Here is an 18,956-nt window from a genome sequence, read left to right as displayed (position 1 = left end):
AAGCAGATGAATGAATGTAAAATTCTTGAACTACATTCACTTATCTGCTTTTTATATCAGCTGGGAGTCAATCCCCCAGCTGATATAGCCTCCGGCAGAATTGCAGAGATGCGCAGTAGAAGTATGTCATGCAATTGCATGACGCGCACCTCGCAGCAAGAATGCCGAGGCATTCTTGAACAGACGCAGTTGTTATAACTGACCGTGAGCTTTCTTGTATTCCTCAACGCATACCTGAATTCTCTCACTAGGATCCAGAATATCACTGATAGATCCGTCGTGGTTCAGAGTATCAATCATAAGAGCAACATATTTACTCATATCACAGTTGATATAATAAGGTCTGGAAAGAAGTTCCGGTGTCTGGTAAATCAGATTCGTTGTTAAGACTCCATCAATCAGACCACTTTCATAGGCTTCATCGAACTTATCCAGTCCATTTGTAAAGAGTCCAAATGTAGCAGCTGCAAAAATACGTTTTGCATTGCGGCTCTTTAACTGTTTTGCAACATCCAGGATGCTGTCTCCGGAAGAAATCATGTCATCCAGAATAATAACATCTTTTCCTTCTACAGAAGAACCAAGGAACTCATGAGCAACGATTGGGTTGCGTCCATTTACCACACGTGTGTAATCACGTCTCTTATAGAACATACCCATATCCAGGTTCAGAACGTTTGCCAGATATACAGCACGCTCTGTAGCACCCTCATCTGGGCTAATCGCCATCATGTGGTCACTGTCGATGATCAAGTCATCGTAGCGATCTAATAATCCTTTTACAAACTGATAAGTTGGACGCACTGTCTCGAATCCGGAAAGCGGGATTGCGTTCTGTACACGAGGGTCGTGTGCATCAAATGTAATAATATTATCAACGCCCATGTGTGTCAGCTCCTGAAGTGCGAGTGCGCAGTCCAGAGACTCACGAGAGCTTCTCTTATGCTGACGGCTTTCATAGAGGAACGGCATGATAACGTTGATACGTTTTGCTTTACCACCGACAGCAGCGATAATTCTCTTTAAGTTCTGATAATGATCATCTGGTGACATATGATTTGTGTTTCCACTCATAGAATATGTCAGGCTGTAGTTGCAGACATCGACCAAAATGTAAAGATCCATACCACGGACAGACTCATCAATCACACCTTTGGCTTCCCCGGAACCAAAACGTGGTACATGAGCATTTACGAGATAAGAATCTCTCTGATATCCACTGAATACTACATCATCCATGAATTTGTGTCCATCTTCATGGCGCCATGTAGTGATGAAATGATCGACTTCCTTTCCCATCGCCTGGCAGCCATCAATTGCGATGATTCCAAGTGTTCCTGCAGGGATGTTGTCAAGATTACGTTCGTTACGGCGTAACATCTTTTGTACCTCCTAGGTTTAATAATTTTTTTTGAATTCTGATATCGTCACCGGTCAGACGGAGCATAGAATAGCTGCTGCTGATACGTGAAAAAATTCGTTCAGAATAAATTGCTTTTATATCTTCGAGCGACAGGTTCGTAGATATGATTGTCGCTTCCTTTCGCAAGATTCGCTCATTAAGTATAACAAATAATTGTGAAACCGTAAAGCTATTCGCGAGCTCTGTGCCAAGATCATCAATAATTAGCAAGTCACAGCTGCAAATATGGGAGAGCGCATCTTCATCGATCTCATCTCTTTTACCAAAAGTATTCTTAGCAAGAAAATCAAAAAGCCCTGCTGCAGAAAAATAAATAACTGAATAAGAGTGATCCATTAATTCCTTTGCAATACAGTGAGTGAGAAATGTCTTTCCAACACCAGTATCTCCATATAAAAGAATATTATGAAATTCACTGGAAAATGTATCAATAAAATGATGACAGACACGAAGTGCGGTTTCAATGGCGTCTCTTGCCGATCTTCCGGTCAGCGGATCAATATGGCTTTTGGAATAGTAGTCCAGAGAAAATGTGTGGAAATTTTCCTGCTCTAAAATTCCTTTCAAGTTCGAGCCGTTATATAGAAGCTCGATAATTGCCTTTTTCATACAGTGGCACTTGCGTGTCCCAATATATCCGGTATCCTGACAGTCTGGACAGTGATAATGCTTTTCAAGATAATCAGATGGAAATCCGTGAGACGTAAGAAGCTTCTGCTTTTCGCCAGTTAATGTCAGGAGCTTTTCATGAAATGAAGAAAGAGCATCTTCGTCTCCTTCCAGCAGTCTCTTTGCTTTTTCAACACTCAGAGAAGAAATCGTGTCATCAATTGTGCGAAGCTTTGGAATCTTCGCATAAACTTCATCAAAACGAAGACGAAGTTCATGCTCGTTATCCAGTTGTAATTGCTCATAATCGCGCATCAATTGATCGTACTGGGAATTTGATAATGCCATGGACGAAAATGCTCCTTATTATATAGTTTATTGCTGTAACAGCTTGCGCTCAAGATCGCTCATATCATAAGAACGGTTCTCGAAGTTGTTGAACTTTGTTGGTGCCGGTGTGATTTTAGCGGCACTTTTTCTTTGAAGTTCTTTTTCACGGCGTTCTTTTTCACGGGCTTCTTTTTCACGGATAAATCCGGCATCCAGAGTTTCGATATCCTGAATGTTCTTAACACTTTGCTCCAGCCATTTTTTCAGAATAGATTCAGTATAGTCAAAGCTTGGCTGATGAATTGCATTCATAGTTCTGGCGCATGCGTTCAGGATCAGATCCAGAGAGAACCCATATTCGGAAGTCCAGCGCTTGATGTATTCCATCTCAGACGGTGCAGGAGCGCGTCCTTTAATGCCGAAAGCTCCGAGAATAGAATAGCAGTTCTTATTGTATGCCATAGAGCTTGCTTTTGCTTCAGAAACCGTCTTAATGTGGCGTTCACACCAGGAAAGAGCAACCTTCTGAATATAGTGCATGCTTGTATGACCGTTCTCTACACAGTACTCGATCAGGTATTCAATAAGATCTGCAGACATATGTAAAGTCTCGTAAAAATATGTAATAGATTCTACGTCAGAATGGGACAGCGTCTTGCCAAGGTACTGCTCTGCAACAAAAAGAAGTTCTTTGAACTCTTTACGAGAGCGGTACTGCTCAATACTGGATACATCTGTAGTTGTCGGTGCCGGCTGAATAGAAGGAGCAGCCGGTTCCGGTGCAGATGGTTCTTCTGTCATACGCGGCTGTGCCGGAATCGCCGGAGCCTCTCCGTCTACAGGCATGTCATAATCCAGTAACCCTTTCTTTTTCCAGTAGTTCAATGCACGGATCACATCTTTTTCTGTAATATCTAATAAATCTGCAATCTTTGAAATTGTCAGAGTTCCTGAAGGCTCATTCAGATGGCGCAAAAGAATAAGGTATACCTTCACGTATTCCCCGTTCGCCTCTGCCATATAATGATCGATAAATTCGTTCTCCAGTACAGTTGTATCACTCTGCACGTGGTTTGTAAGTGTTAATTTTCTCATGCCTTTTCAGGTCCTCCTCAAGTATCATTCGCTTCATTGCACAGCTATTATAGCATCGGAAGTACCATTAAAAAAGAAATTTTTGACGCAAAAATCGGGTTTTTTGTGGATAAAAATCTGTGGAAAATGTGGATAACTATCTTCCAAGAAGCGTTTCCCCAATGTTTACAACGTCTCCGGCTCCCATAGTTATCAACACATCCCCTTTTTGACAATGTGTCAGACAGAAATTTTCTATTTCTTCAAAGCTTGGGAAGTAGTATGCATCGCATCCTTTTGCCTTCAATTCATCTGCAATCTGTTTAGAAGACACTCCGAGAGTATCCGTTTCTCTTGCTGCATAAATATCAGCCAGGATCACATGATCTGTATGTGAAAGTGCCTCAACGAATTCCGGGAAGAGAGCTTTTGTACGTGTATAAGTATGAGGCTGGAAAATGCACCAGATCTCACGATGCGGATAATGGGTCGCAGCAGTCAGTGTTGCAGCAATCTCTGTCGGATGATGTGCATAGTCATCAATGATCGTCACACCATTAGTCTCGCCTTTGTATTCAAAACGACGGTCTGTACCGTGAAATTCTTTCAGTCCCTTTTTGGCAACGGAAACATTTACATCCAGAAGATCTGCAACAGCAAGTGCGGCAAGTGCGTTGGATACATTATGGTCTCCACTTACAGATAAGGAAATACGATCTACAAATTCACCGTTCTTTACCAGGTCAAAGGATGCTTCGCCGAGTTCGTCATGAGTTACATTTGCAGCATGATAAGTTGCGGAAGGATTCGTTCCGTAAGTTACGATTTTGCAGTCAAGATCTCCTGTAATCTCATCCAGACGATCAATGTCACCATTGATAACAAGTGTTCCGTCTTTTGGAAGCAGCTTTGCAAATCTGTGGAAAGAGTTGCGGATATCCTCCAGATCCTTGAAGAAGTCCAGATGATCTTCGTCAATATTCAGAATCACACTGATCTTAGGAAAGAAGCTAAGGAAACTGTTTGTATATTCGCATGCTTCCGTAACAAAAATCTCGGAATTACCGACACGGATATTTCCACCGATTGCTTTTAAGATTCCGCCAACAGAAATAGTCGGATCCATCTCTCCGGCCAGAAGAATGTGTGAAATCATAGAAGTTGTTGTTGTTTTTCCGTGAGTTCCGGAAACTGCGATTGGAATATCGTAGTTTGTCATAAGCTGTCCGAGAAGTTCAGCACGTGTCAGCATCGGGAGTCCTTTTTGAACTGCAGCCTGATATTCTTCATTGTCTTTATGAATTGCAGCCGTATATACAACTACATCGATACCATCTATGATATTAGAAGCTTTCTGTCCATAGAAAATCTGTGCGCCGGCTTTTTCAAGATGATCTGTCAGAGCAGATTCTTTGTTGTCAGATCCGGAAACAGTAAAGTTCTCTTCTAAAAGTACCTCGGCAAGTCCGCTCATGCTGATACCGCCGATTCCGATAAAATGTACGTGTACTGGCTTGTCAAAATTAATTTTATACATAATTAAGATTCCTTCCTCATATATATAATAATATAGGCAAATTGTGTTGGGAAAAATCCCGTCTGTAGTATCGTTGGATTGCTCTGTGCGGCACACTTTCACAATCCAATTAATAATTCTTTCTAACTTATTATTATATACATATATGAGAAAAAATCCAACCCGCAATTTTTTGTAATATTTTCATAAAAAGAGGAGAAATTATTCAAATGTTTTGTAAAATATGTTCACGAAATGGAACATATATGGTATAATATTTATCACAGACTACTGAGAAGGGGTGAAGACATGAGGAAAAAGGAAATGATAGCAATGCTCCTGGCAGGAGGACAAGGCAGCAGACTTGGTGTTCTGACATCAAAAGTTGCGAAACCGGCTGTTGCATTTGGTGGAAAATACAGAATCATTGATTTTCCGCTAAGTAACTGTATTAATTCAGGAATTGATACTGTAGGTGTATTGACACAGTATCAGCCATTACGTTTGAATTCACATATCGGGATAGGTATTCCATGGGATTTGGATCGAAGCATCGGTGGTGTTTCGATTCTTCCGCCATATGAGAAGAGTACAAGCAGTGAGTGGTATACAGGTACAGCGAATGCCATTTATCAGAATCTGGAATACATGGAATCATTCCATCCAGATTATGTATTAATTTTATCTGGAGATCACATTTATAAGATGGATTACCAGGTGATGCTTGATTATCATAAGGAGAACAATGCAGATGTTACAATCGCGGCTATGCCGGTTCCGATAGAAGAGGCAAGCCGTTTTGGAATTGTAATCACCGATGATAGCGGTAAGATTACAGAATTTCAGGAGAAACCGCCACAGCCGAAGAGTAATCTGGCATCAATGGGAATCTACATATTTAGCTGGAAAGCATTAAAAGAAGCTCTTGTAGCATTGAAGGACGAGCCTGGATGTGACTTTGGAAAGCATATCATTCCGTATTGTCATGAGAAGGGGGAGCGCCTGTTTGCTTATGAATACAATGGATACTGGAAAGATGTTGGAACACTGGGGTCTTACTGGCAGGCTAATATGGAGCTGATTGATATTATACCGGAATTTAACCTTTATGAAGAATTTTGGAAGATTTACACTAACAGTGCTATACTTCCGCCTCAGTACATTGCAGAGAATGCTGTGATAGACCGAAGCATTATCGGCAATGGCTGCGAGATTTATGGAGAGGTACATAATTGTGTTATCAGTGCCGGAGTCACAATTGAAGAAGGTGCGGTAGTGAGAGATTCAATCATCATGAGCGATTGTACGATTGGAAAAGGCTGTGTGATCGATAAATCTATCATAGCTGAGAATACGAAGATTGACGAAGGCGCGATTCTTGGAATTGGCAGTGAAGAACCGAATACATTAAAACCGGCAGTCTACTCATTTGGACTTGTAACGATCGGAGAGAATTCTGTAATCCCGGATCACGTACAGATTGGTAAGAACACCGCAATCAGTGGAATTACGAACAAAGAAGATTATCCGGACGGAGTACTTGGAAGTGGAGAAACATTAATAAAGGCGGGTGAGATGGCATGAGAGCAGTAGGAATTATTTTAGCAGGCGGTAACAATAACAGGATGAAAGAGCTGACTCACAAAAGAGCAGTAGCAGCAATGCCAATTGCAGGAAGCTATCGATCCATTGATTTTGCACTTAGTAATATGACGAATTCTCATATTCAGAAAGTTGCGGTGTTGACGCAATATAATGCCCGTTCCTTAAATGAACATTTGAATTCTTCAAAATGGTGGAATTTCGGAAGAAAGCAGGGTGGACTGTACGTATTTACACCGACCATTACAAATGATAATGGATACTGGTATCGCGGAACGGCCGATGCCATTTACCAGAATATGGATTTCCTGAAAAAGAGTCATGAACCGTATGTTGTCATAGCATCCGGAGATGCGGTATATAAGATGGATTACGGTAAAGTTCTTCAGTACCATATTGACAAAAAGGTTGACGTTACGGTAGTATGCAAAGAGATGGATCCATCAGATGATGTGAGCCGATTCGGAACCATCCGAATGGATGACGATATGCGTATAACAGAGTTTGAAGAGAAACCGATGGTGACAAAATCAAACATGATTTCAACAGGAATCTATGTGATCAGAAGAAGATTACTGATTGATCTGATTGAGCATGCAGCGGAAGAAGAAAGGTTTGACTTCGTCAATGATGTTCTGATCCGTTATAAGAATCTGAAGAAGATCTATGGTTACAAGATTGATCATTACTGGAGCAATATTGCAACTGTAGATGCTTATTATAAGACTAATATGGACTTCTTGAAGCCGGAAGTAAGAAACTATTTCTTCAAGCAAGATCCGGAAATTTATTCAAAAGTCAGCGACCTGCCTCCTGCAAAATATAACCCGGGCGCATCTGTCAAGAACAGTCTGGTAGGAAGCGGAAGCATTATCAACGGAACTGTGGAGAATTCCGTAATATTTAAGCAGGTATTTGTGGGAAATAACTGTGTAATCAAAAATTCAATTATTTTAAATGATGTGTATCTTGGGGATAATACTTACATTGAAAACTGCATCGTGGAAAGCCGTGATACAATCAGAGCCAACACACGTCACGTTGGAACAAACGGGATAAAAGTGGTTGTCGAAAAGAACGAGAGGTACGCACTGTAAGATCAGTGCGCCTAGATAGAAAGGGGCAATAACATGCAGATAACAGATGTAAGAGTAAGAAAAGTAGCGAAGGAAGGAAAATTGAAAGCAGTAGTATCAATCACGATGGATGAAGAATTCGTTGTACATGATATTAAAGTTATTGAAGGGGAAAAAGGACTTTTTATTGCTATGCCAAGTAAAAAGGCAGTGGATGGAGAATACAGAGATATTGCTCATCCAATCAATTCCGGAACTCGCGAAAAGATTCAAAGCATCATCCTCGAGAATTACGAAAAAGTATTAGAAGAGGCACCTGAGGAAGCCGTTATCTAGTTTGTGCGAATAGAGGACATACGAACAGAAGCTTAAGGAAAATTGAAAAAAGAAAATGAAACGAAGAAGCTGGATATGTAATTGGAGGCATATCCAGCTTCTTTGTTTCAACTATTTAAAAATATTCTTGTGCGAAAATCCGTGTAGATTTGATTTAAATCACGAAACAGTTTTCGAGTTCAGTTCTTTTAAAATCTTATCAGCATTGTAATCAGGTGCCTGACAGAGGGCAATGTCATAGATCTGCTGAATGATATCCAGTGGTTCTTCGAGAATTTCAGAAATCTGAGCAGCAGAGCATTGTTTTTCTATCTTTTTGATAACCAGTTTGATTAAATGAAGTTGCTCACCTTCGATTCGACCGGCACGTTCGCCTTCGATTCGTCCCTCAAGCCGTCCTTCTTCGCGACTGACTCGCCTCGTCTCCTGAACATCGTAAGCCTGAAAATTATCAAACATCATACTGAATTTCCTCCTTGTGATCTGGTCTGTAACCTCATAAACTTCTTCATCAGGTATATTCAGTTTATGAAGAAGAACTGCAATTACTTTCCCAATGATTTTTAATAGATAATCTGGGGTGTTTTCTGTAAGATGTTCCGTATATTCTTTCGGTATATCTTTTAAGGCATGAAATTCAGAGGAATTTTGAAGCTGATTAATAAGAAAGATTAAAGAGAGTTCATCATTCTTTTCAATCAGATCCTGTTTGGAATATTTGTTTAGCGGAACGACCAGGTAATTGAAACTTGGTATATAATCGCCCAAGACGTTGTTCAAAAAGACACGATCCTTAAAGTTCAACGGTGCAGACCATGTGCTGGTTCCTTCATAATATACAACAGGCAGGATTGGCGGATAAAGAAAAGCTTTGGATTTTGTGATGCCTTTATGTAGCTTTTCCTGTTGCGCAGCATAATCTGTCCAAATAAATACGATATAACGAAGTATCCGGAAGGACATGTCAAAATCATTTTCTGATTGATGCTCAATCAGTGCAATCAGATAGATTTCGGAATCACCTATGCGAATTTTATTCACAGTATCTGAGTCTCTGGATTCCTGAAATAAAGGCAAAAAATGTGAAGAAACATTTTCAATATCTTCGGGCTTTATCTCATTAAAAAGAGGAATGTCCGTGTAACCTTTTAGAAATTGAGCGCAGAGTACCGGGTCTCCGAATACAATCTTAGCAGCGTTGTCTTTTGTGTGAGAATTGTTTACCCCATTTGAAGTTGTTGTGTTTTGTGTTTCCATAAATCTCCTTTCTGGACGAATCTGATATGGAAACTATCTGAATATATTTTAACATTTTGAGTATAAAAAAACAATGTAAAAAGATTATATGATGAGAAAATGTAATTAAATTCAGAAGTACCGTATCATTTGTCCGGTGAAAGTGTAGCTGTATTAGTGCCGGGAATCACTGAAAGCTGCGGTGAACGAGTAACTTCATCAAAAATCTGAGTAATCTTTGCTGAAAAAGCAAATGAAATTCAAAAATGAAATCTTGGCTAAGGATTTCTGTGGGCATTGAAACATAATGAAAATATCATGCCCGAAATTTGATGTAGACGTAGTGTAACATAGTGCTGTAATAAAACGCAATAGAAAAATAAAAATATTTCTAATATAGTCTCCACATACTTGGGAAAAATAAAACTATATCAGAGGTGGCAGCTATCTCACATCTGATATAGTCTGATATATTATACATGATGATCAAGTGAAAATGTCATTGCTTTCTTTGTGACAGGGTGCCTGAACTCCAACTGATATGCACAAAGACACAGTGGTGTGCGCCTCGCGGTCAGCTTCGGTGAGTCGGGGTTATACTTCGTGTCACCGATGATCGGGCAGCCCATACCGGAAAGCTGCACACGAATTTGATGATGGCGTCCAGTATCTAACTTGATTTTTAGCTGGCTGGTCGCGACAGGAATTGCGGAAGCAATATCAGCAAAAAATGTAGTATCAACTAAATCATAATGAAGCTTTGCTAATTTGGCATCTGCAGTACCTTTCTGACAGATTCTGGAAGTATTTGTTCTGGCATCTTTTACAAGGAAGTTTTCTAAATCAGCAGATGTTGGTTCTGGCGTTCCCGCAACTAATGCATAGTAATGCTTACCGAAGCCGGAAGTTGTAAGCTGCCGGTTCAGATCCTTTGCGGCAGCAGGCGTCTTGGCGAAGACGAGAATTCCACTTACCGGCTGATCCAGTCTGTGAATGACGGCAAGGTACGGCTCACCGGATTTACCAGAAGTCATGCTGATATGATTTTTTAAAAGGCTCACCATGTCAGGGGAGCCGATGCGTTTGCTTTGGGTTGCAACTCCGGCCGGTTTGACACAGACCAGAATCTGTGTATCTTCGTATAAAATGTTGATGTTATTTATCATGTTATATTCCTTTGTAATTTCATAAAAATAGTTTTTAGATCAAAAAATATAAGCATAGGTCAAGATTCGGATAGAGTCCTGACCTATGCTTATATTGAAATAAAAACGCAGGGTTGTCAAGAACATAAAAACTATTTTTTTGAAGCATTAATAATATCATCTACAAGAAAAAGAATATGTTCTTGTTGCTTTGGAGTTAGTTTTATCATTTTTGCTAAAAGCTCATTTGTTGTCGTGGGACTTTCTATAGATATATCAAAAAAATCTTTTGGTTGTATATCTAGATAATCACATATGTAAAAAAATACATTCATGGAGGGGAGAGATTTGTGATTCTCTATTTTATTAATGTAGCTTTCACATTGTCCAAGAGAAAGACTCATATCACGCGCTGAAACACCTTTTTGAGTTCGAAGTTCACTTAGGCGTTGGGAAAAGAAATCTAAATAGTCCATATAATATACCTCCTGTTGGAATTATATTCCATTTTTGAGAGAAAACGGAGAATAGAAAGAACAATAAAATGAAAAGTGAGGAATAAAATTCACAATTTCTGAAAAAATAGAGAAATAGAAATAACCTATAATGAAAAGGATTTATCAATAAAAACGATTGGAAGAGATTTGGTATCTATATTATACTGGAAAATAAAGAATTATAATCCTTATAAATAAATAGGGCGGGGAAAATAAATTCATATTAAAGAGGGAAAGGAGTTATTGGGATGAGTAAAGAAAAAAGAGAGGAACAGGTAAAAGTTATAAATAGTTTGCTTGAACTAGAAAGGAAAGTTGTGGGGGTAAAGTTTTATTATGATGAGGAAGAATATGAAGTCTGTCCAGCGCAGCAGGTGAAGTATTATATACCATATTGTGTGACTGTAAGATGTGCAACGGCGGGACATGATATTAAGATAAGGAAAGAAAATATAGGTTGTTTTGCGGCAGCAAGAGTATTGGGGATGGATGAGGTTACAAAATCCTATAAGTCAGGCGAGGACTGTATGAGATTAAGAATGTACTCAGACCAGCAGGCTGCCAAAAAAGCTGTAGACAATATTTCAATAAATCCTAAATGCCCATGTGGAATTGAAATATCACCGTTGGAACTTATGGAAAAAGATCCAGATGTAGTGATTGTTGTATCTACACCGTATAATATCATGCGTTTGATTCAGGGTTATAGCTATTATTATGGATCATATAAAGGATTTAAAATGGCTGGAAATCAGGCTATGTGTGCAGAAATAACAGCATGTACATATGTAACAAATGAAATAAATACATCCATGATGTGTTCTGGAACACGCTTTTTGTCAAAATGGCAAAAAGATGAAATGGCTATGGGAATTCCAGGAGATAAATATGAAAAGGTAATACAAGGAGTTTATCATACAGCAGATCCGTTAGAGCGAGATGCAGATAAGGAAAGAATTAAAAAAGCATTTGAAGAGAATAAGATGCAGGCACCGGATATTCATATGGGGAAAAATTATGATACAAACTATTACCATATCGGTGAAACGGGAATTCGATAGATAAAGGGAAAAGTTAGAAGTAACAGGAGGAAAAAATGAAAAAGAAAGTAGTATTGTTTTTGCCAATGTTGATTGCATTATTGGATGTAGTAATTGAATTTGCAATTCCAACAAATGAAGTGATAAACACAAATGGTGTACATTATTTTGGATATTTAATGTTGATTATCGCAGGGATTTATCTGATTTTGGGTATACGGGCATGTATAAGTAATACATACTGGTGTCATTATTATGGAAAAATAAAGTTTCATTCAGTTGCAATAGCGTTTTTAGGATTAATCGAAATACTTATAGATAAATTAGTGGTTTTACCTACTGTTTATTTTCCATCTGTAAATAATATTTTGGCATGTGCGATTGCAGAAAAAAATATGCTTGCGGCATGTACATTATATTCTATTAGATTATTGTTCTTAGGAATTATATTTGGAGGAGCAATAGGAGTTTTTACCGGGATTTTAATGGGGTGGAGTAAAACAATTAATTATTGGGTTGCGCCGATTTCAAGATTTATAGGACCTTTGCCAACTGCAATATGGATTCCGATTGCCCTGCTTGTCTTCCCGAATTTGTTATCTGCCAGTGTATTTATTGTAGCACTTACAATGTGGTTCCCGACAAACGTCCAGACGATGTCGGGTATTCAGAATGTTAAAAAAGGGTATTATGATGTTGCAGATACGATGGGGGCAAGCACTGCATATCAGATTATTCATATTGCTATACCAGCAGCAATGCCACAGATATTTGTGGGTATTTTTTCAGGAGTTACATCAAGTTTTATTTCCTTGATGTTGGCAGAACTGATGGGTTCTAAATATGGAATTGGCTGGTATATTAACTGGAAACAACAGATTATGGCATATTCAAATGTATGGATTGCATTAGTAATCTTGGCAATTTTATGCTATTCCACAATTCAGTTATTATTTGCATTACGCAATAAATTCCTCGGCTGGAAGGAAGGTATGATTAGATGGTAGATGAAAAGAAATATGGACATATTGAGATAAAGAACGTCTCAAAAAGATATATAAACTTGGTAGGTGAGGAAAATGATGCAGTAGATAATGTATCATTAGATATAAAACCTGGAGAGTTTGTTAGTTTTATGGGACCGTCAGGGTGCGGAAAAACAACACTTTTAAGAATTATTGCAGGATTATTAAAACCTGATGAGGGACAACTCTATTTAGACGGTGAAGAAATAAAAGGTCCTGGTTATGAGAGGGGATTAGTATTTCAAAATCCGGAACTTTTTGAATGGCTTAACGTGGAACAGAATGTTGCGTTTGGATTGAAGGCTAGAAAAGTATATAAAGAACAAAAAGAAAATGTTCAAAAATATATAGATATGGTCGGATTGAATGGATTTGAAAAAGCGTTGCCACACCACTTGTCAGGAGGAATGCAGCAGCGAACTGCATTTGCAAGAGCATTGATTAATCATCCGAAAGTTTTGCTTTTAGATGAACCGTTTGGTGCACTGGATGCATTCACCCGAGTGTCTTTGCAAGACCGGTTAATCGAATTATGGAAATCAATTGGTTACACTGCTATTATGGTAACGCATGATGTTGAAGAGGCTGTAGTTTTATCTCAAAAAGTAGTAGTTATGACAGGAAGACCTGCGAAGGTTAGCAAAATCTTTGAAATTAATCAAGATTATCCGCGAAATCGTAATTCAATTGAAATGGTAGAGTTAAAACAAAAAATATTAGAAGAAATGCATATATAAAGGTGGCAATATGAAACATGTTATTTTTAAATATGCCTGGAAAAATGTTTCCAGAAGATTGAGAATTACTGGATCACTATTAATATGTGTTTTTCTTAGTGTTTTTTCTATTGTATTAGCATGGGGAACATATGATGCGATTGATAGTGGAATTGAACTGAGTAAAAGTCAGCTTAGTGCAGATGTTATGGTATATCCATACGAAGTTGATATCAGCGACGTTTCAATGCTGTATTCTGGAATTGCACAGTCTGTTTATATGGATGAATCAGTGCTGGATCAGTTGAACAATAATTATGTAGAGCAAATATCCAGTCAGTTCTATTTACAGACATTACCAACCGCAGGCTGTTGTACAGCAACAAAAGAGATGAGATTAGTGGGGGTTGACTGGGAAAACGATATGCTTCTTCATTCGTATTTAACAGATGCTAATATAGATCAGTTAGAAGCGCAAGAGGTTATAGTAGGTGGCAATGTTGAAATTGAGGGAAAAAATACGTTGATTCTTAATATGCCAGTAAAGATAAAAGGCGTTTTGAGAACAACAGGAACATATTTAGATGATTCTATTATTATGTCGATGGATCAATTAAGAAAATTGTCAAAAATCAATTTCCCAACCAACTTTTTTGATGGAAATAATCCGGATACAAGTATTACCTGTGCGTTTGTAAAATTAAAAGATGGGATTAGTACGGAAAAATATATGGAGTCTATTAAAGATATTAAAGCTAAAAAAGTATTGATTTCATCAACAACACAAACATTACAGCAGCAGGTTACAATTTTATTTAAAATATTGTTAGGTGCTTGTATGTTAATTTTTATTTTGGGAATTTTGTCAATATTTGGACAAGTGAATTTGCTGGTAAATAGTCAGTTTAAAGAGGCAGGATATTTAAAAGCAATTGGAGTAAAGAGAAAAGAGATTTATGAGATTTTTATTTGTCAAGTTACTATGGTAGGAATTAGTGCGGGAATTGTGGCCAGTGTTCTGGGGATTGTCAGTGCACGAAGTGTTGTAGACTGGATTCATCAGTATATGTTGTTGCCGACATCAATATGGTCAGGAGAATATGTATTAGTGCATTTCTGTGGAGGTGCAGTTCTTACATTATTGATATCTGGAATAACTGTAATTTTCTTATTACGTAAAGTGGCAAAAATTTCACCTCAGGAAACAATGGCGAACGGAGATGTGTAATAAAAATGTTAAAGCTAGAGAATATATCCCAAATATATGCCAAAGGAAACGAACCTGTGTTGAAGGGAATTAATTTTGAAATAAAAACAGGTGACTATATTGCTCTGGAGGGTGTATCGGGAAGTGGGAAAAGTACACTTTTGTACATTATGGCAGGATTAATGCGCCCGACAGAAGGAAAAGTATTGTGGAAAAATGAAGATATATATTTAATGAGCGACGATGAATTAACTTCTTGGAGAGGAAAGAACATTGGATATTTATTTCAAAATATTCAGATGTCGAGTGCGTTGACAGTACGTGAAAATTTGATGTTTGCGCGTGAATTTGGAAATGATAAGAGCATAGATGTTGAAATGATGCTTGACAGATTTGGACTGAAAGAAGTTGCAGAATCTTTGCCTGGAAGATTAAGCGGTGGACAGAAAAGGCGCGCAATGATTGCATCGGTTTTAGTAAGAAAACCTAAAATTATTTTAGCGGATGAACCGACAAATGATTTAGATCATATTTGGGCTGAACAGATTATAGAATATTTGGAAAAAGAAGTTCAGCCAGAGGGGGCATTGGTTTTAGTGACGCATGATTTAAAATGGGCTGAAAGAGCGAAAATAAAATATAAAATGGAAGAAGGGTGTATTTATCGTTAATATCACGGGCTATTCATGTAAGTTAAGCTGTTTAAGCTTGCATGTTTAGAAATAAAATTTTCAATTACAAAGGAGGAAAAGAATGAAGAAGAAAATTTTATCAATTATTTTAGTTGCCTGCATGGTAGCAGGAATGGCGGTTGGTTGTGGCAGTAAGAGTGAGGGTAGCGATAGGAATACTACTGCAAAATCAGAGTCTGGAGAGGACGATTACGTAGTTCAAATTGCACAAGGACCGGCTTTGTGCAGTGCTCCAGTATTTATTGCGATTATCAATGGATATATGGAAGATTGTGGAGTAAAGTATGAGTACGTTAATTCAGAAAATCAATGGGATTTGATGGCTGGCGGAAAGAACGATATTAACTATGGATTGTTACCAACATTTGTTCAGAGAATTGCAAATGGATACAAAATGAAAATTGTGGGTGGTGCACATTTTGGTTGTATCAATATGGTAGCAACAGATGCATCTGGAATTCAGAGTATTAAGGATTTAAAAGGTAAAAATGTTGGTATTCCAGGAGGAATGGGATCCGACCCGGCAATTTTACTTCAGCGTATGCTTACTGCTTATAATATTAATATTACAGATGTAAACTTACAGGTATTTGATAATGCAGATTTAGCAACAGCCCTTCAAGAAGGACAGATTGAAGCATTTGTATCATGGGATCCATATGCAACAATTGTTTCTGAGTATGAAGGAAATCATCTGATTTTTAATCAGTCGGATGATGAAATGACTAAGGATGAGTATTGCTGTGTGTTCGGATTTAGTGACACCTTGGTAGAAGATCATCCAGAAGTAGCCAAGAATTATGTGAAGGCCTTATCTATGGCATGTGACTTTATCTCTGAAAATCCTGTGGAAGCAGCAAAGCTTTGTTATGAAAATGGTTATGTTGCCGATGAGGATTATGAATTTAATGGTAAATTATTAGAAAGCTATCGTTATAAATTCAATTATGAAGATGCAAAGGCTTCATTTGTTGATGTTACAAAAGATTTGAATGATTTAGGAATCATTACGCTTAATAAATCAGCAGATGAACTTGCAGATGAGACTTTTGTAAATGCAGGTCAGGTAAAATAGTTATGAATAATCAGAAAATCGCAGGAATTCCAGGGCTGATAGGTTTACTAATGATCGTATCTACCCATAGCTGGGCTAAACCATGTACCAAAATGATTGAAACGGTACAAGGAACGGAGATGTACATGCCTTGCCATTATTTAAAGATAATAGCAGTTATTTTAGGCATTGGTTTGATGGCAATTTCAGTAGAAGGAATCATAAAAAAGAAGGTTTCAGTGTTTTTATTAATTGTAACAGGAATTGTATGTATTTGGTCTACAATTGAATCAATTGGCGGCCTGCATATATGTGCAATGAAAGAAATGGCGTGCCATACAACAGTCGTGTGGATACGTGTACTGGGAATTCTGTCTGTTTTAGTAGGGTGTATTATGTTATACAACCCTAAAAAACAAGTGTAATAGATGAAGGATAAGGCGTATGTAGAGAAATCTATATACGCCTTTTGAAAGAAGAAAATTTATGAAAAAAAGAAAAATGTACAGTGAAATTATTTATTTTATTGCAATTACATTTATGTCATTGGGTATTGCATTAATTTCACTATCAGAATTGGGGCTGTCGATGGTAGTCGCACCAGCTTATATAATCAGTGAAAAGATTGATGGACTGACATTTGGACGAGCGGAATATATGGTTCAGGGAATGGTATTCTGTGTTTTTTGTATTATTAAGAAAAAGATAAAGCCAGTATATTTCTTCTCATTTTTTACAGGGGTGCTCTATGGAATCTTGATTGATTTTTGGAGGAGTCTCTGGGGGAAATATATGACAATTATTATTCAGAGTGGGAAGCTTGTATTGGGAGGAAGAATCTTATATTTTATTATAGGAGTTATATGCTCAGCCTTTTCAGTCAGTCTGTTTTATCGAATATATTTGTATTCTCCGGTATATGAATTTTTTGTAAAAGGTGTAAGTAAAGAATTCGGAATTGATGTTATAAAATTTAAGCGTGCGTTTGATGCAAGTGGGCTGATTATAGCATGTATTTTATCAGCAGTGCTGTTTCAAAAGTTGATTGGAGTTGGAATCGGAACATTTATAATGGCGTATTTTAATGGAATCATCATCGACCATATAGGACGTTTGGTAGATAAAAATATAATCATAGAATCATATTGGAAAAATGCAGAGAAAAAATATGAATTATAAAAGGAGAATCCCCAAAGGACTCTCCTTTAAAATTTTTATTCCCAGTTTGCTGGTTGTACCGGGTATTTTGCACATTTTCTTGCTGCACTCATATAAGCATCAATGTTTTCCAGTGATGTCTGAACCGGAATATCACATCCAGGAGCAATCGTGAATCCACGTGGGTTGTCCCAGCATTTGCGGAAGCAGTCGATGACAGCCTGTTCGATAGATTCCGGAGTGCCTCGCAGAATTTCAATTGGTGAGACATTTCCCATGATGGAAAGTTTGTCGCCAACAAGATCTTTGGCAACAGCAATATCTACGGCACTATCGATACTGACTCCACGGATACCCATCTCAGGGAAGGTCTCCAGAAGTTTTGTGGTATCTCCGCAAATGTGGAAACCAGAGCCGCGGCTGCCCCATTCTTTCCATTTATCCATAACTTTTACATAATAAGGAATGACAAATTCACGGAACTGTTTTGGTGACAGAAGGGAAGCTGTTGGCTCAGCAAGTCCGATTCCAATCTGATTTTCTACGAATTTACGTCCAACTTCAATCGTAATGTCCGCAGCGAAATCCAGAAGTTTAAGAAGTCCTTCTTTATCTTTTCGCATAGATTTTAGGATTATTTCAACACCGGCAAGGTTGACAGCAGTTGTAAATGGTCCCATTAGACCGACTCCTGTGAAAATCTCATCGTTTAATGCGTCTTGAATAATTTGGACAGCCTCAAATGCAGTCTGGGCATTCGGGTCATTTTCAAAGCGAATTTTTTCCAGGTCTAATTGATCAATCTCAGAAAAATCTTTCAAAATATTTTCCTTAATCATAGGAATTCCGAGTGGATCGTATGTAGATTCTGCACCGAAAGCAACCGGGATTCCGTCAATACGGTAGTTGACACTTAAGCCATCTTGCCCGAAACGTTTGTAGCTTTCGATAAGCCAGTGAGCGCGTGATTTTGCCTCTACGAAAGCATCTTGATAAGATGCCCCGAAGTTCATTCCAATATATGGTGAAAATAATTTGATCGGCATACGGTCTACTGGTTTTCCTGCAAACAGGGCAAATGCCCGTTCTTTAGGGGTCATTTGATCATCTTTGTGCATAAGGATTACCTCTCTTTTTATTGATATTTTTATTATATGACAGAATGGAGGCAGGGACAAGGAAAGTGGATGAAAATGATATTGGAATAGATAATGATACAC

General features: G+C 38.1%; 19 protein-coding genes. 11 read left to right on the top strand and 8 right to left on the bottom strand.

The window, feature by feature from the left end:
- Positions 1 to 192: 192 nt before the first annotated feature.
- The 4 genes from G593_RS0101645 to murC form a co-directional block, all read right to left on the bottom strand.
- Positions 193 to 1,380 (bottom strand): ribose-phosphate pyrophosphokinase, encoded by a 1,188-nt coding sequence (locus G593_RS0101645; protein ID WP_005335161.1) that lies wholly within the window; start codon positions 1,378 to 1,380, stop codon positions 193 to 195.
- Positions 1,367 to 2,380 carry an ATP-binding protein gene (locus G593_RS0101640; protein ID WP_005337372.1) on the bottom strand — a complete coding sequence of 338 codons (1,014 nt, stop codon included), beginning with the start codon at positions 2,378 to 2,380 and terminating at the stop codon, positions 1,367 to 1,369. Before G593_RS0101640 ends, G593_RS0101645 begins: the two co-directional genes overlap by 14 nt.
- Positions 2,381 to 2,407: 27 nt before the next feature.
- Positions 2,408 to 3,457, bottom strand: a complete 1,050-nt coding sequence (locus tag G593_RS0101635; protein WP_029730513.1) for a DnaD domain protein — start codon at positions 3,455 to 3,457, stop codon at positions 2,408 to 2,410.
- A 136-nt stretch (positions 3,458 to 3,593) separates the two neighbouring features.
- Entirely contained in the window at positions 3,594 to 4,973 is a 1,380-nt protein-coding gene (murC, locus tag G593_RS0101630; RefSeq protein ID WP_029730512.1) for a UDP-N-acetylmuramate--L-alanine ligase, read from the bottom strand.
- Positions 4,974 to 5,261: 288 nt separating this feature from the next.
- Between murC and G593_RS0101625 the strand changes: the two genes are divergently transcribed.
- The 3 genes from G593_RS0101625 to spoVG are packed head-to-tail and all read left to right on the top strand — an operon-like array spanning position 5,262 to position 7,966.
- On the top strand, positions 5,262 to 6,536 hold the full coding sequence (locus G593_RS0101625) for a glucose-1-phosphate adenylyltransferase (protein WP_029730511.1): 1,275 nt from the start codon (positions 5,262 to 5,264) through the stop codon (positions 6,534 to 6,536).
- Positions 6,533 to 7,651 carry a glucose-1-phosphate adenylyltransferase subunit GlgD gene (gene glgD, locus G593_RS0101620; protein WP_005337367.1) on the top strand — a complete coding sequence of 373 codons (1,119 nt, stop codon included), beginning with the start codon at positions 6,533 to 6,535 and terminating at the stop codon, positions 7,649 to 7,651. The genes G593_RS0101625 and glgD overlap by 4 nt, the downstream gene beginning before the upstream one ends.
- Positions 7,652 to 7,684: 33 nt before the next feature.
- Positions 7,685 to 7,966 (top strand): septation regulator SpoVG, encoded by a 282-nt coding sequence (spoVG, locus tag G593_RS0101615; RefSeq protein ID WP_005335177.1) that lies wholly within the window; start codon positions 7,685 to 7,687, stop codon positions 7,964 to 7,966.
- 159 nt (positions 7,967 to 8,125) lie between these two features.
- On the opposite strand, the gene G593_RS0101610 is transcribed toward spoVG, so the two are convergent.
- The 3 genes from G593_RS0101610 to G593_RS0101600 form a co-directional block, all read right to left on the bottom strand.
- Entirely contained in the window at positions 8,126 to 9,223 is a 1,098-nt protein-coding gene (locus G593_RS0101610) for an Rpn family recombination-promoting nuclease/putative transposase (RefSeq protein WP_029730510.1), read from the bottom strand.
- A 452-nt stretch (positions 9,224 to 9,675) separates the two neighbouring features.
- On the bottom strand, positions 9,676 to 10,368 hold the full coding sequence (locus G593_RS0101605; protein ID WP_029730509.1) for an RluA family pseudouridine synthase: 693 nt from the start codon (positions 10,366 to 10,368) through the stop codon (positions 9,676 to 9,678).
- A gap of 131 nt (positions 10,369 to 10,499) precedes the next feature.
- Positions 10,500 to 10,823 carry a helix-turn-helix domain-containing protein gene (locus tag G593_RS0101600; RefSeq protein ID WP_029730508.1) on the bottom strand — a complete coding sequence of 108 codons (324 nt, stop codon included), beginning with the start codon at positions 10,821 to 10,823 and terminating at the stop codon, positions 10,500 to 10,502.
- 269 nt (positions 10,824 to 11,092) lie between these two features.
- Between G593_RS0101600 and G593_RS0101595 the strand changes: the two genes are divergently transcribed.
- The 8 genes from G593_RS0101595 to G593_RS0101560 all read left to right on the top strand — a co-directional run bounded on the left by G593_RS0101595 (position 11,093) and on the right by G593_RS0101560 (position 17,757).
- Complete coding sequence (locus G593_RS0101595) at positions 11,093 to 11,905, top strand: DUF169 domain-containing protein (RefSeq protein WP_044993903.1); 813 nt, start codon at positions 11,093 to 11,095, stop codon at positions 11,903 to 11,905.
- A 35-nt stretch (positions 11,906 to 11,940) separates the two neighbouring features.
- Positions 11,941 to 12,891, top strand: a complete 951-nt coding sequence (locus G593_RS0101590; RefSeq protein WP_029730506.1) for an ABC transporter permease — start codon at positions 11,941 to 11,943, stop codon at positions 12,889 to 12,891.
- Positions 12,885 to 13,646, top strand: coding sequence for an ABC transporter ATP-binding protein (locus tag G593_RS0101585; RefSeq protein ID WP_029730505.1), 762 nt, complete (start codon positions 12,885 to 12,887; stop codon positions 13,644 to 13,646). Before G593_RS0101590 ends, G593_RS0101585 begins: the two co-directional genes overlap by 7 nt.
- 10 nt (positions 13,647 to 13,656) lie before the next feature.
- Complete coding sequence (locus tag G593_RS0101580; protein ID WP_029730504.1) at positions 13,657 to 14,853, top strand: ABC transporter permease; 1,197 nt, start codon at positions 13,657 to 13,659, stop codon at positions 14,851 to 14,853.
- 5 nt (positions 14,854 to 14,858) lie between these two features.
- Positions 14,859 to 15,503 (top strand): ABC transporter ATP-binding protein, encoded by a 645-nt coding sequence (locus tag G593_RS0101575; protein WP_022279668.1) that lies wholly within the window; start codon positions 14,859 to 14,861, stop codon positions 15,501 to 15,503.
- An 82-nt stretch (positions 15,504 to 15,585) separates the two neighbouring features.
- On the top strand, positions 15,586 to 16,599 hold the full coding sequence (locus G593_RS0101570) for an ABC transporter substrate-binding protein (RefSeq protein ID WP_029730502.1): 1,014 nt from the start codon (positions 15,586 to 15,588) through the stop codon (positions 16,597 to 16,599).
- Between the two features lie 2 nt (positions 16,600 to 16,601).
- A complete protein-coding gene (locus G593_RS0101565) occupies positions 16,602 to 17,003 on the top strand; it encodes a DUF4418 family protein (protein WP_029730501.1) in 402 nt (133 codons plus the stop codon).
- Positions 17,004 to 17,064: 61 nt separating this feature from the next.
- Positions 17,065 to 17,757, top strand: coding sequence for a DUF6198 family protein (locus tag G593_RS0101560; RefSeq protein ID WP_029730500.1), 693 nt, complete (start codon positions 17,065 to 17,067; stop codon positions 17,755 to 17,757).
- A 35-nt stretch (positions 17,758 to 17,792) separates the two neighbouring features.
- Here the strand turns inward: G593_RS0101560 and G593_RS0101555 are convergent, their stop codons facing one another.
- The gene (locus G593_RS0101555) at positions 17,793 to 18,854 is read right to left on the bottom strand and encodes a uroporphyrinogen decarboxylase family protein (RefSeq protein ID WP_029730499.1); all 1,062 of its coding nucleotides are present in this window, start codon (positions 18,852 to 18,854) and stop codon (positions 17,793 to 17,795) included.
- Between the last annotated feature and the right edge of the window lie 102 nt (positions 18,855 to 18,956).

The organism is Dorea sp. AGR2135, assembly GCF_000420885.1.
Taxonomy (GTDB): Bacteria; Bacillota; Clostridia; order Lachnospirales; family Lachnospiraceae; genus Dorea; species Dorea formicigenerans.
The sequence above is the reverse complement of the archived record's forward strand: the minus strand, read 5'-3'. Positions and strand labels throughout refer to the sequence as shown.